This window comes from Ruegeria sp. CE6, assembly GCF_056537485.1.
In genome coordinates this window covers 678,804-691,102 of record NZ_JBQFRR010000002.1, presented here as the reverse complement: position 1 = coordinate 691,102, position 12,299 = coordinate 678,804, and the positions used below count along the sequence as shown (strand labels likewise).

Here is a 12,299-nt window from a genome sequence, read left to right as displayed (position 1 = left end):
CAAATGGCAGTAGGTATCTTTGATTCCGGATTGGGTGGTTTGACCGTCCTGAACGCCGCGCAGAAACGTCTGCCCGACGTTGATTTTCTTTATTTCGCGGACAGCGCGCATGCGCCTTATGGTGTGCGCGATGCCGAAGATATCTTTAACCTGACACGAAACGCTGTGCAGGACCTTTGGGATCGAGGCTGCAATCTGGTGATTCTCGCCTGCAATACCGCAAGCGCCGCCGCCCTGCGTCGGATGCAAGAAGCGGGCGTGCCAGAAGGAAAGCGTGTACTGGGCGTATTTGTGCCTTTGATTGAGGCGCTGACTGAACGGCAATGGGGCGACAACTCTCCGCCGCGTGAGGTTCAGGTGCAGCATGTTGCGCTGTTTGCGACGCCCGCGACTGTGTCGAGCCGTGCGTTTCAGCGGGAGCTGGCGTTTCGGGCGATCGGGGTTGATGTCGAGGCGCAAGCCTGCGGCGGGGTGGTGGACGCCATCGAAGAGGGCGACATGATCTTGGCCGAGGCCTTGGTACGCAGCCATGTGGATGCTCTGAAGCGCAAGATGCCGGAACCGCAAGCAGCCATTCTGGGCTGTACGCATTACCCGCTGATGGCAGAGACGTTTCAGCAGGCGCTCGGACCGGATGTGAAAGTCTATAGCCAGGGTGATCTGGTTGCGGAAAGCCTTGCAGACTACTTGCAACGGCATCCGAATATGCTGGGTGAGGGCACTGATGGCTTCCTGACAACGGGTGCGCCGGGCGTTGTGACGGATCGCGCGACTCAGTTCCTCCGACGACAAATCACCTTTGAAGCCGCCTGACCTAGGTCAAGGACGGCGCTTTTCCGATTCCGTAATTCGTTGACCGTCACAGCGGCGGTCACCCCATGTGACACATGAATGAAAGAGGTCTGACATGACCCACAAAATCGCAATTCTTGGCGCTTCTGGTTACACCGGCGCGGAACTCGTGCGGCTGATCGCCGGGCATCCGAATATGGAAATCAAAGCTCTGGCCGCCGAGCGGAAGGCTGGACAGACAATGGCGCAGGTATTTCCGCATCTGCGCCATATGGATTTGCCGGTGCTTTGCAAGATTTCCGAGATCGACTTTAGCCAAATCGACCTGTGTTTCTGCGCTCTGCCGCACAAGACCAGTCAGGAAGTCATTCGCGAACTGCCCAACACCTTGAAAATTGTTGACCTGTCAGCAGATTTTCGACTTCGCGATGGCGACGAATACAAGAAGTGGTATGGGAATTCACATGCCGCGCTTGGGCATCAGGAAGAGGCGGTTTATGGTCTGACCGAGTTCTACCGTGACGAAATCCGCGGCGCTCGGCTGGTTGCCGGGACCGGATGCAATGCCGCGACGGGTCAGTATGTGCTGCGTCCGCTGATTTCGGCGGGTGTGATTGATCTGGATGACATCATTCTGGACCTGAAATGCGCGGTCTCGGGCGCAGGTCGGGCGCTGAAAGAGAATCTATTGCACGCAGAACTCAGTGAAGGGGCGAACGCATATGCCGTTGGCGGGACGCACCGGCATCTGGGCGAGTTTGATCAGGAATTCACGGAACTGGCTGGACGGACGGTGCATGTGCAGTTCACACCGCACCTGATCCCAGCCAACCGGGGTATTCTGGCCACAACCTATGTAAAGGGTGACCCGCAGAGCGTGTATGAGACACTTCAATCGGCCTATGAAGCCGAGCCCTTCATTGAGATGCTGCCATTTGGCGAGACGCCCTCGACCCACCATGTGCGGGGGTCGAACTTCTGCCATATCGGTGTCGTTGGAGATCGGATCGAACGCCGTGCAATCGTGGCGGCAGCATTGGATAACCTGACAAAAGGTAGCAGTGGGCAAGCCTTGCAGAACGCCAACCTGATGTTAGGTGAGGATGAAACCCTGGGTCTGATGATGGCCCCCTTGTTCCCGTGAGGACGGTATGAAAACGCTTAAGAAACGTCGTCGTGTACAAGTCATTCTAGTGGCTGTTGCGGCCCTGATACTGGCGACGGGTCTGATCGGATATGCGATGCGTGATGGCATCAACTTTTTCCGCTCACCCAGTCAGGTGATTGCAGAACCGCCGAAACCGACCGAGGTGTTCCGTATAGGTGGATTGGTCGAAGAAGGTTCGATCATTCGCGGGCAGGGTGAGACTGTGCATTTCGTCGTGACCGACGGCGGTGAAAGCGTAAAGGTCGCTTTTACCGGTGTTCTGCCCGATCTATTCTCGGAAAATCAGGGTATGGTGGGCACCGGAAGTTATGTGAATGGAGTCTTTGAAGCCACTGAAATCCTTGCGAAACACGATGAAACCTACATGCCCAAAGAGGTTGTGGACGCATTAAAAGAGCAAGGCGTCTATCAGGAATCAGGCGATGGCTGAATGCCATCAGCGTTAAAATTTCTAAACAGAAGAAGCGGGGCGTTGCGTGCGAGAGGTAGGCAGCGCCCTTTGTTTTGCAGTGGTGTTAACGAAATTGTCCGACCGTTTACCAAAGTTTGGCAGAGGGGGCGGCAATGCGGACAGTGCGGCAGATTGCAAAAGGGATCGTGGCGCGGGAAGGTGGTTTTGTGGATGACCCCGATGATCCCGGCGGTGCCACGAAATACGGGGTGACGATCCATACCATGCGCCGATTGGGTCTCGATCTGGACCGAGATGGTTCGGTGACGCAACAAGACGTGCGCATGCTTAGCAAAGCGCAGGCCGTCGATATTTTTCTGGAACACTATTTTGAGAAACCACGCCTTCAGGTGCTGCCGAAAGCCGTACAGGCATCCGTGTTCGACATGTACGTCAATGCAGGAGCTCAAGCGGTGAAAATCCTGCAGAACCTGCTGCGGCAGATGGAGTATGACGTTACGGTTGACGGGGTCATCGGCCCTCAGACTGCGCAGGCAAGCCGCGAGGCGGCCAGTCCAAAGCCTCTGGTGTTTCGCGATGCCTATGGGGTCGCAAGACGAAACTATTACTTCCGTTTAGCAGACCGGCGGATCGCTCTTCGCAAATATGCCAGAACTCGCGCGGGCGGCAAAGGCGGATGGATCAAGCGTGCCGAAGAGTTTTTATCGCCCAAGTATCATCTGAGCGAGGACGCGTTTCAGAAAAGGGTTTCAGGATGGGTTTGATCTCGGGTTTGTTGGCGCTCTTGTTTGGCGGAGGTCGCAATGTGGTTCGCGAAACTGCGGAAGTGTTTCGCGAAAATGTAGAAAGCGGTGCCGAGCGTTCTGTCGAACTGCGCGGTGCGGCCATGGCGCAATTCGGCACTGAATTCCAAGCTCCAAGCAAAACCAGGTTTGATCGATTCATGGATGGGCTGAATCGCCTTCCGCGACCGGCGCTGGCTTTGGGAACATTGGGTTTGTTTCTGGCCGCCATGATCGATCCGCTGTGGTTCGCAGCACGTATGCAGGGAATTGCGCTGGTGCCAGAGCCACTGTGGTGGCTGTTAGGGGTGATCGTGTCGTTTTACTTTGGCGCGCGGCATCAGATCAAAGCGCAGGATTTTCAAAGAGAAATCAGCGCGACAATGCTGAGGGCGCCTGAGGTGATCGCCAATCTTGAAACGATCCGCGGGTTGCGCGATGACAGTCCGGGTGCCGCCGATACTGGCTCGGACGCATCGTTGGCCGAAGCAGTCAACCAGCCGGAATCGAACCCTGCATTGGAGGACTGGAAGCGGCTTCGAAAGACCTGAGGCGCGACATTATGTGCGGTGATCCGAGGCGAATGTGAATGGCACTTGCACCGGTGCCGCAGTATAAGCAGGCCATGATTACAGAACTCGGCCATTTCGCACTTATCTTAGCCTTCCTCGTTGCCATCGTCCAAACTGTGGTGCCGTTGATCGGGGCTGCCAACCGTTGGAACGGGTGGATGGTTTTCGCTGAACCGGCCGCCATCACGCAGTTCATTTTGGCCGCCTTTTCCTTCGGTGCACTGGTCTGGGCGTTTACCACGTCTGACTTCTCGTTACGGATCGTGGTGGAGAATAGCCATTCGGCAAAACCGATGCTCTACAAGATTACCGGGACCTGGGGAAACCATGAAGGTTCGATGCTGTTATGGGTCCTGATTGTAGCGATATTCGGCGCGATGGCCGCCATATTCGGCGCTGGCTTGCCTCCGACCTTAAAGGCGCGGGTGCTGGCCGTTCAGGCCGCGATCGGAGTGGCTTTCTATGCCTTTATCCTCTTCACATCGAACCCGTTTGACCGACTGCCTGTTCCTCCGTTCGATGGACGGGACCTGAACCCGCTGCTGCAGGACCCCGGTTTGGCCTTCCATCCGCCATTCCTGTATCTGGGCTATGTCGGCCTCAGCATGGCGTTCAGTTTTGCCGTTGCTGCATTGATCGAGGGCCGGGTGGACGCGGCTTGGGGGCGTTGGGTACGGCCTTGGACATTGGCGGCTTGGGTCTTCCTGACGATCGGTATCGCGCTTGGATCCTGGTGGGCCTACTACGAATTGGGCTGGGGCGGGTTCTGGTTCTGGGATCCTGTTGAGAACGCCAGCTTTATGCCTTGGCTACTGGCGGCCGCTCTATTGCATTCCTCCATCGTGGTGGAAAAACGCGAGGCGTTGAAAAGCTGGACGATCTTGCTTGCGATTATCGCGTTTGGGTTTTCTCTGATCGGGACCTTTATCGTGAGATCGGGGCTGCTGACTTCGGTCCATGCTTTTGCCAATGATCCTGAGCGTGGCGTATTTATCCTGTTCATCCTGATCATCTTTACCGGCGGTGCGTTGACCCTGTTTGCTGCACGCGCGCAGGCGATGGAGGCGAAGGGTGTCTTCGGAATGGTCAGCCGCGAAAGTGCATTGGTTCTGAACAACATCTTGTTGGCAGTTAGCTGCTTTGTCGTGTTTTTTGGCACAATGTGGCCAATGGTGGCCGAGATGGCGTTCGATAGAAAACTCTCGGTGGGCGCGCCGTTCTTCAATGCGGCATTTACCCCATTCATGGTCGCCCTCGGAATCGTTCTTCCCGTCGGCGCGATGCTGCCGTGGAAGCGGGGCAAGCTAAGCCGGGCGGCATGGTCTTTGCGCTATGCATTTGTGCTGGCGGTCACGATCGCGATACTGGTCTGGGTGATACAGACCGGACGCAGCGCATTGGGACCCGTAGGTTTGTTCCTGGGGGCGTGGATCACCTTCGGCGCCATCGTCGATCTTTGGAGCCGCACTGGCCGCAAAGGCAGTTTTGGACGCCTGTTTCGACTGCCCGGCGCAGACTGGGGTAAGGCGGTGGCCCATAGTGGTTTGGGTGTCACCATGTTTGCCATCGCAGGCTTAACCGCTTGGGAAGTCGAGGATATTCGTGTCGCTCAACCGGGTCAGCCTTTTGAAGTGGGGCAGTTTACGTTGACGTTGCAAGATGTGCGTCAGGTACAGGGGCCGAACTATTTCTCAACCATGGCGGATGTGCTTGTTGAGAAGGACGGGCGCTATATCGCGACTCTTAACCCGGAAAAGCGCGACTACCCTGTGGCACGGATGCCGACAACTGAGGCTGCGATCGACTACCGCTTTCTGCGCGATCTATATGTTGTGATCGGGGATCAACAAGCTGATGGCGGCTGGGTGATGCGAACCTATATCAAACCTCTGGCCAACTGGATTTGGGGCGGATGTATCCTCATGGCTCTGGGCGGTGTGCTCAGCCTGTCGGATCGCCGTTTCCGTGTTGCAGCCGGTGCACGGAAAACGCCTGCAAGCGGGGTTCCTGCCGAATGAAGCGCCTGCTTGTTATCCTGCTGCTGATTGCATCCCCGATCATGGCTATTCAGCCGGATGAAGTGCTTGACGACCCGGCGCTCGAGACACGAGCACGGGATATCAGTACCGGTCTGCGCTGCTTGGTGTGCCGGAACGAAAGCATTGACGAAAGCAATGCTGAACTTGCGCGTGATCTGCGTATCTTGGTGCGAGAACGTCTGGTTGCGGGGGATACTGATCAAGAGGTTGTGGACTTCATCGTTGATCGCTATGGCGAATATGTGCTGCTGAAACCTACCGCGACCGGCGCCAATCTGTTGTTATGGCTGTCGGCTCCTGTCATGCTGCTGATAGCGGCCGGCATGGGGTGGAACTTTTTGCGCAAGCGTTCGCAGCATCAGGAAGTAGCGCATTCAGAAGGCCTTAGTGAGGAAGAACAAGAGCGTCTGCGCCGAATTCTGGAAGACTGACGCGCGGTTCTTCTTTTCCTTTTTCCGCATTTGCGTCAGTGTTTTGCAGAACGCTGCGCAGCTGAGGTTTTGCATGGAATACGAAGCGGTCCTTCTGGACATTACTGGTAATTTGGCGGTTTTGACATTGAACCGGCCGGATAAGATGAATGCGTTGACGACGCAGATGCGGGCCGAGATCACCTACGCAATGAAAGACGCCGCGCAACACGCCCGCGCGATTGTCCTGACGGGTGCTGGTCCTGCCTTTTGTTCAGGTCAGGATTTGGGTGACGCGTCGAGCACAGGAAAGATCGACCTCGAACGCGCGCTTCGCGATGAATATGAACCGATGCTTGAGGCTGTCTATGATTGCCCCGTGCCAACAATAGCGGCTGTTAACGGGCCTGCAGCGGGGGCGGGGGCTAACCTGGCACTTTGTGCCGATGTGGTGATAGCAACCGAGAGTGCCTATTTCCTGCAAGCTTTCGCTCGGATCGGTCTGCTGCCTGATGCAGGCGGCACCTGGTTCATGCCGCGTCAGATGGGGTTTGCCAAAGCGATGGGTGCAGCGCTGTTTGCAGACAAGATCAGTGCGCGACAGGCGGATGAATGGGGATTGATCTGGGAAGCGGTTGCAGATGATGAGTTCGACGCTCATTGGCGCAAGAGAGCTGCGTATTTGGCGAATGGCCCAACCTCTGGGTTTCGCGCGATCAAAAAAGCGATCCGGGGAACTTACGATAGAACGTTACCTCAGCAACTTACAGCCGAAGCCCACCTGCAGGGCGAATGCGGACGTACCCGAGACTTTGCCGAAGGCGTCGTAGCCTTTCTGGAAAAGCGCCCTGCGAAATTCGAAGGGCGCTGATCATTCAATCAGGCCCGGCGGCGGCGACGAGTGCGCCGTTCGGGAACGGCCTCGTCCCCAGTGCCATCTGAGGCTGAGGTAAACGGACCAAGTGCCGATACGATCTGATCCAGGGTCGGGCGTTCGCCGCGCGGGCCGTTGTCTAACGCCTCGCGCATTTTGCGCAAATGCGCAGGCATGGTGCCACAGCAACCGCCAATGATCGTTGCACCTGCGTCGCGCGCCATGGCGGCGTACTGGCCCATCAGTTCAGGCGTTCCATCATAATGGATATGACCGTCCACATATTTCGGGATCCCTGCGTTGCCCTTGGAAATCAGTGGACGTTCGTTTCCTTGGGCAGCGAACCCAAGCACCGTCCGCAGTATATCCGAGGCACCAGTGCCGCAATTCGCCCCGAACGCAACCGGAGGATTGGGCAGAGTTTCCACGATCATTGCCAGATCAGAAGATGTAACACCCATCATTGTGCGGCCAGCCGTGTCAAAACTCATGGTGCCGCACCACGGCATATCTGCCAGAGCGAACGCTTCTGCCGCAGCCCGGAATTCTTCCGGCGCGCTTATGGTCTCAAGCCACAGAACATCTGCGCCTCCAGCCTTTAGCGCCGCAGCCTGTTCATGAAACATCTCGACGGCTTCGGCGTGTGAAAGACTGCCGACAGGTTCCATGATCTCGCCGGTCGGGCCAACAGAGCCGGCCACGATGATCGGGCGACCTGCCTTGTCAGCGACTTCGCGACCCAGTTCAGCGCCAGTACGGTTCAGCTCGGCCACGCGGTTCTGGGCGTCGTGTAACTTCAAACGCGCGGCTGTTCCACCAAATGTGTTTGTCAAAAACAGATCACTGCCGGCATCGACCGAGCTCTGATACAGAGCACGAATCTTGTCAGGCGCATCGACATTCCACAATTCCGGCGCATCGCCTGATTGCAGGCCCATGTTGAACAGGTTCGTCCCGGTCGCGCCATCCGCCAGAATGACGTCTACGGTTTCCAGAAGGTTGCTGAGCGCGTTTGTCATTGGAGTATTCCAAAATTGGGGCCACAGCCCGTAAAAATATGAGACGCCCCGTGTCTCACGACCGGGGCGTCAAATCAAATTCATAAAACTCATGAAGATCATGAGTTTTGCAGCTCAGGCATCAGGACTCGGCTTCTGCCATCACCTGCTCTTTGGCTTCGACCAGAAGTTCGACCATCTTCTCGCGGATTTTAGCCTCATCCGCGAGATCACCGAGGTACCCTTTGACCGCCTCGACAACATCGTCTTCGCTGACATTTTGCAGGTCGGTGTGGACAAGTTCCTGCCCGTATTTACGCGCCTGTTCCACAGTCTCGCCTTTCAGCGCCGAGGCCCATACAGCCATAAATCGGTTGCGGCGCATCCGAGCGATGAACTGCATCTTTTCGTCATGAGCGAATTTGTTTTCAAACGCGGCTTCACGTTCGTCGAATGTGGTCATTGGTTGGGGACCTCTTGGGTTAGATGTTCTTTTCTGATGATATGACTATACGACGCCCTGTGCGCAAGGTATTTGCGCTGCGTCAAAGCCTCTCGGGGTTGCGAACTTGCGGGAAAGCGGGGCTTGCACTATGAGGGCGCCAACGTGAAGGGACTCATTCCCTTTCCCCAGACTGGAAAGGTCGCTCATGGCGCGTCGCAAGAAGATTTACGAAGGTAAAGCCAAGATCCTGTATGAAGGTCCCGAGCCGGGCACCATCGTGCAGTACTTCAAGGATGACGCCACAGCTTTCAACGCCGAGAAGAAAGACGTGATCGATGGAAAGGGCGTTCTGAACAACCGGTTGAGCGAATTCTTCATGACCGGTCTGGCCCAGATCGGAGTTCCGACGCACTTCATTCGCCGTCTGAACATGCGGGAGCAACTTGTGCGGAATTGTGAGATCATTCCACTGGAAGTGATCGTCCGCAACTATGCCGCCGGATCGATGTCCAAACGCCTCGGTATCGCCGAGGGTACTCAACTGCCGCGCCCGATTGTTGAATACTGCTACAAGGACGATGCGCTGGGTGATCCGTTGGTGACCGAAGAGCACATTGCGGCATTCGGCTGGGCGAGCCAGCAGGATATGGACGATATCCTGAGCCTTGCACTGCGCGTTAATGATTTCATGAGCGGCGTGATGCTGGCGGTTGGTATTCGTCTGGTCGATTTCAAAATCGAGATCGGGCGCGTGTTCGAAGGCGATTTTCAACGACTGATCATTGCGGACGAAATCAGCCCCGATAGCTGCCGTCTATGGGATATCGAAACCGGTCAGAAGCTGGACAAGGATGTGTTCCGCCGTGATCTGGGTAGTCTGACTGATGCATATTCTGAGGTCGCCCGCCGTCTTGGCGTTCTGCCCAAAAGCAATGTCACAAAACCAACGCTGATCAACTGATCCTGTCTCATATCGACAGGGTTGTCCGACAAGCCCAAGCGGGGTATCCCGCGCCCAACGAAACGGATCGATGCGCGGTCCATCAGTGGAGTTCTCGAAAATGAAAGCACGTGTGCATGTGATGCTCAAGAACGGGGTTCTGGACCCGCAGGGCGAGGCTGTGCGTCACGCATTGGGTGCGATGGGCTTTGATCAGGTCGAAGGTGTCCGTCAGGGCAAGGTGATCGATCTGGAACTGGCAGACGGCGCGACCGAGGCGGACGTAACCAAGATGTGCGAAAAGCTGTTGGCCAACACGGTCATCGAACGCTTTGAGATCGAACTGCTCTAAGTTTTTCTGACCTAGGAGGGTCCGCCATGCGCGCAGCCGTCATCGTTTTCCCCGGTTCCAACTGCGATCGTGATCTTGCTGTTGCCTTCGAGCAGGCCGGTTTTTCCGTCGATATGGTCTGGCACAAGGATGCCGCGCTGCCCGAGGGTATAGATATCGTCGGTGTGCCGGGTGGGTTTTCTTACGGCGATTATCTGCGCTGCGGCGCGATTGCGGCGCAATCGCCCATTTGTAAAGCGCTGGCCGCGCATACCGAGCGTGGTGGCTATGCCGTCGGCATCTGCAACGGTTTTCAGGTTCTGACCGAAACCGGAATTCTACCTGGCGCGCTGTTGCGCAATGCCGGTCTGAAATACATCTGCAAAACGATCGGACTCAAGGTCGAAACCAGCGATAGCGCCTTTACTGAAGGATACAATGCCGGGGATGTGATCGATATCCCGATTGCGCATCACGATGGCAATTATTTCGCAGACGATGAGACCTTGGCCGAGTTGAAGGATCAGGATCGCATTGCCTTCACATATGCCGAAAATCCCAATGGTTCGCGCGACGATATTGCAGGGATTTTATCGCACAACCGGCGCGTGTTAGGCATGATGCCCCACCCAGAACGAGCGGCGGATTCGGGCCACGGAGGCACTGACGGGACGGCGCTCTTCCGCGCATTGGCCGGGGTGCTGACGCCCGCGTGACTTGAGGTCATCAGTCGAGACGCGTAGCGTCAGTACATGAGCGCGGAAGATCAAGCAGACAGCAAAGGGTTTCTGAACCGGTTTCGCGGCGCGCCTATGGGCTGGCGGCTGCGTCTTGCCGTGTTTTTGTTGCTGCTTGCTACCGTCGCCACAGTGTGGATCACCAACAGTCTGCTAACCAGTCGCTTCACCGAATCGACCAGAAACCGCGCCGAACTGCGGTTAGCCTTGTATTCCGGCAACCTGCTGAGTGAGTTGCGGCGCAACGCCATCGTGCCGCAGTTGCTTGCCCGTGACCCCACCCTGATTTCGGCCCTGCAATCCAGCGATTACACGCTGTCTAGCCAGCGTCTGATCTCTTTCGTTGAAGAAATTGGGGCGGCCTCGCTGGTTTTGCTGGATGGGGATGGCCTGACACGTGCTGCAACCGACCGGAACCGGTTGCAGGAAAGCCACCGGAACTCGCCTTACTTCATCGATGCTATCCGGTCGAATGCCACTATATTCTCGGTCATTCCACGTGAATCCGGCGGTTACAGCTTTGTCTACTCGCGGCGAATCGAGGCGAATGCAGAGATCCTTGGCGTGATCGTAGTCGAAGTTGATTTGCAGAAATTTGAACGCGCCTGGGCTGGTATTTCTGACGCGGTGATGGTCACAGACAGCACTGGTACGATCATCCTCTCGACCGAGCCTCAGTGGCGAGGTCTAGATGAAAGCGGTGCCATGTTGCGCCAGCCCCCTCAGAACGCGATTCAGCGCGCAATCCGGGCCACAACCGATTGGAGCGCTTTGCCCCCCGATGCCTATCTTCAGGGCGAGGCTGTGATGCGGATGGAGACCCGCATTCCGTTCCGGGGCTGGCAAATGACCTCGTTCACCACCTATTCGTCGATCCGCGAGCGGGTGAACAGCGTTCTGGCGCTTGAGATCATGGCATTTGCGATTCTTCTGGCGCTGACCTTCTATGCGCTCAGCCGCAGAGCGACGTTGCGCATGACCTTGTTCCAGCGCGAGTCGGCGGAGCTTCGCGCATTGAACGTAAGGCTGCAGCGGGAAATCGCTGAGCGTGAACGTGTTGAAAAGACGCTGGAAGTTGCCGAACAAACCCTTGCCCAGAGCTCAAAACTGGCAGCACTTGGCGAGATGTCTGCGGCAGTCAGTCACGAGTTAAATCAACCTCTGGCTGCGATGAAAACTTATCTGGCCGGCGCGCGTCTGCTTTTGCGTCGAAACCGGCCCGAAGAGGCGTTGGCCAGCTTTGGGCGGATCGACGGATTGATCGAGCGGATGGGAGCGATCACGCGCCAGCTCAAATCCTATGCGCGCAAAGGTGCAGATGCGTTTTCGCCAGTAAATCTTGGCGAAGCGCTGGCCTCGTCCCTGTCGATGATGGAACCGCAGCTGCGTCAGCGGCATGTGAAGATAACCCAGATTTTGCCCGAAGAACCTGTTATAGTGATGGGTGATCGGATGCGGATCGAACAGGTTATGGTCAATCTCTTGCGCAATGCGCTGGATGCGACCAAGTCTGTGGATGAGCCGGATGTCGAGATCATTCTCGCTGCAGGTGAAACTGCGGTACTGACCGTGCGGGACAATGGCCACGGGATCGAGGATATCGAAAACCTGTTCGAGCCGTTTTATACGACCAAACGCCCGGGGGACGGCGTTGGTCTGGGGCTTGCCATCTCGTCCGGGATCGTGAACGACCATGGCGGACGGCTGACCGCGCGCAACGGCCAACAGGGTGGCGCGGTGTTTGAGATGCAATTGCCCATATTGGGAAGCGACGGCCTTGAGGCCGCGGAATAGAGGAA

General features: G+C 56.6%; 14 protein-coding genes. 12 read left to right on the top strand and 2 right to left on the bottom strand.

All coding sequences use genetic code 11. The annotated features are described in order from the left end of the window. Positions 1 to 3: 3 nt before the first annotated feature. The 8 genes from murI to ACR0DK_RS11895 all read left to right on the top strand — a co-directional run bounded on the left by murI (position 4) and on the right by ACR0DK_RS11895 (position 7,046). The gene (murI, locus tag ACR0DK_RS11930) at positions 4 to 813 is read left to right on the top strand and encodes a glutamate racemase (protein ID WP_223118093.1); all 810 of its coding nucleotides are present in this window, start codon (positions 4 to 6) and stop codon (positions 811 to 813) included. 94 nt (positions 814 to 907) lie between these two features. Beyond that, positions 908 to 1,936, top strand: a complete 1,029-nt coding sequence (argC, locus tag ACR0DK_RS11925) for an N-acetyl-gamma-glutamyl-phosphate reductase (RefSeq protein ID WP_480736294.1) — start codon at positions 908 to 910, stop codon at positions 1,934 to 1,936. Positions 1,937 to 1,943: 7 nt separating this feature from the next. Next, complete coding sequence (gene ccmE / locus ACR0DK_RS11920; protein WP_480736292.1) at positions 1,944 to 2,390, top strand: cytochrome c maturation protein CcmE; 447 nt, start codon at positions 1,944 to 1,946, stop codon at positions 2,388 to 2,390. Between the two features lie 134 nt (positions 2,391 to 2,524). Further along, the gene (locus ACR0DK_RS11915) at positions 2,525 to 3,136 is read left to right on the top strand and encodes a holin-associated N-acetylmuramidase (protein WP_480736291.1); all 612 of its coding nucleotides are present in this window, start codon (positions 2,525 to 2,527) and stop codon (positions 3,134 to 3,136) included. Continuing rightward, positions 3,127 to 3,705, top strand: a complete 579-nt coding sequence (locus ACR0DK_RS11910) for a holin family protein (protein WP_170625952.1) — start codon at positions 3,127 to 3,129, stop codon at positions 3,703 to 3,705. The genes ACR0DK_RS11915 and ACR0DK_RS11910 overlap by 10 nt, the downstream gene beginning before the upstream one ends. 74 nt (positions 3,706 to 3,779) lie before the next feature. Continuing rightward, on the top strand, positions 3,780 to 5,744 hold the full coding sequence (locus ACR0DK_RS11905; RefSeq protein WP_170635722.1) for a heme lyase CcmF/NrfE family subunit: 1,965 nt from the start codon (positions 3,780 to 3,782) through the stop codon (positions 5,742 to 5,744). Next, positions 5,741 to 6,196 (top strand): cytochrome c-type biogenesis protein, encoded by a 456-nt coding sequence (locus ACR0DK_RS11900; protein ID WP_170393168.1) that lies wholly within the window; start codon positions 5,741 to 5,743, stop codon positions 6,194 to 6,196. Before ACR0DK_RS11905 ends, ACR0DK_RS11900 begins: the two co-directional genes overlap by 4 nt. Before the next feature lie 73 nt (positions 6,197 to 6,269). Then, positions 6,270 to 7,046 (top strand): enoyl-CoA hydratase-related protein, encoded by a 777-nt coding sequence (locus tag ACR0DK_RS11895; protein WP_480736288.1) that lies wholly within the window; start codon positions 6,270 to 6,272, stop codon positions 7,044 to 7,046. Positions 7,047 to 7,054: 8 nt separating this feature from the next. Here the strand turns inward: ACR0DK_RS11895 and bmt are convergent, their stop codons facing one another. Next, entirely contained in the window at positions 7,055 to 8,068 is a 1,014-nt protein-coding gene (bmt, locus tag ACR0DK_RS11890; RefSeq protein WP_480736286.1) for a betaine--homocysteine S-methyltransferase, read from the bottom strand. A 121-nt stretch (positions 8,069 to 8,189) separates the two neighbouring features. Then, on the bottom strand, positions 8,190 to 8,510 hold the full coding sequence (locus ACR0DK_RS11885) for a DUF1476 domain-containing protein (protein WP_170393165.1): 321 nt from the start codon (positions 8,508 to 8,510) through the stop codon (positions 8,190 to 8,192). 187 nt (positions 8,511 to 8,697) lie between these two features. Here ACR0DK_RS11885 and purC point away from each other — a divergent pair, with 187 nt between their 5' ends. The 4 genes from purC (at position 8,698) to ACR0DK_RS11865 (ending at position 12,294) form a co-directional block, all read left to right on the top strand. Beyond that, positions 8,698 to 9,453 carry a phosphoribosylaminoimidazolesuccinocarboxamide synthase gene (purC, locus tag ACR0DK_RS11880; RefSeq protein WP_170393164.1) on the top strand — a complete coding sequence of 252 codons (756 nt, stop codon included), beginning with the start codon at positions 8,698 to 8,700 and terminating at the stop codon, positions 9,451 to 9,453. Positions 9,454 to 9,553: 100 nt separating this feature from the next. Continuing rightward, positions 9,554 to 9,784, top strand: coding sequence for a phosphoribosylformylglycinamidine synthase subunit PurS (gene purS / locus ACR0DK_RS11875; RefSeq protein WP_010439914.1), 231 nt, complete (start codon positions 9,554 to 9,556; stop codon positions 9,782 to 9,784). Positions 9,785 to 9,810: 26 nt separating this feature from the next. Continuing rightward, positions 9,811 to 10,479 (top strand): phosphoribosylformylglycinamidine synthase subunit PurQ, encoded by a 669-nt coding sequence (gene purQ, locus ACR0DK_RS11870; RefSeq protein ID WP_170393163.1) that lies wholly within the window; start codon positions 9,811 to 9,813, stop codon positions 10,477 to 10,479. A 36-nt stretch (positions 10,480 to 10,515) separates the two neighbouring features. Next, positions 10,516 to 12,294, top strand: a complete 1,779-nt coding sequence (locus ACR0DK_RS11865; RefSeq protein ID WP_370644429.1) for a sensor histidine kinase — start codon at positions 10,516 to 10,518, stop codon at positions 12,292 to 12,294. The last annotated feature ends 5 nt before the right edge of the window (positions 12,295 to 12,299 follow it).

Coding starts and splice junctions, on each gene's coding strand:
- murI (WP_223118093.1), top strand. CDS start 4: ATGGCAGTAGGTATCTTTGATTCCGGATTGGGTGGTTTGACCGTCCTG.
- argC (WP_480736294.1), top strand. CDS start 908: ATGACCCACAAAATCGCAATTCTTGGCGCTTCTGGTTACACCGGCGCG.
- ccmE (WP_480736292.1), top strand. CDS start 1,944: ATGAAAACGCTTAAGAAACGTCGTCGTGTACAAGTCATTCTAGTGGCT.
- ACR0DK_RS11915 (WP_480736291.1), top strand. CDS start 2,525: ATGCGGACAGTGCGGCAGATTGCAAAAGGGATCGTGGCGCGGGAAGGT.
- ACR0DK_RS11910 (WP_170625952.1), top strand. CDS start 3,127: ATGGGTTTGATCTCGGGTTTGTTGGCGCTCTTGTTTGGCGGAGGTCGC.
- ACR0DK_RS11905 (WP_170635722.1), top strand. CDS start 3,780: ATGATTACAGAACTCGGCCATTTCGCACTTATCTTAGCCTTCCTCGTT.
- ACR0DK_RS11900 (WP_170393168.1), top strand. CDS start 5,741: ATGAAGCGCCTGCTTGTTATCCTGCTGCTGATTGCATCCCCGATCATG.
- ACR0DK_RS11895 (WP_480736288.1), top strand. CDS start 6,270: ATGGAATACGAAGCGGTCCTTCTGGACATTACTGGTAATTTGGCGGTT.
- bmt (WP_480736286.1), bottom strand. CDS start 8,068: ATGACAAACGCGCTCAGCAACCTTCTGGAAACCGTAGACGTCATTCTG.
- ACR0DK_RS11885 (WP_170393165.1), bottom strand. CDS start 8,510: ATGACCACATTCGACGAACGTGAAGCCGCGTTTGAAAACAAATTCGCT.
- purC (WP_170393164.1), top strand. CDS start 8,698: ATGGCGCGTCGCAAGAAGATTTACGAAGGTAAAGCCAAGATCCTGTAT.
- purS (WP_010439914.1), top strand. CDS start 9,554: ATGAAAGCACGTGTGCATGTGATGCTCAAGAACGGGGTTCTGGACCCG.
- purQ (WP_170393163.1), top strand. CDS start 9,811: ATGCGCGCAGCCGTCATCGTTTTCCCCGGTTCCAACTGCGATCGTGAT.
- ACR0DK_RS11865 (WP_370644429.1), top strand. CDS start 10,516: ATGAGCGCGGAAGATCAAGCAGACAGCAAAGGGTTTCTGAACCGGTTT.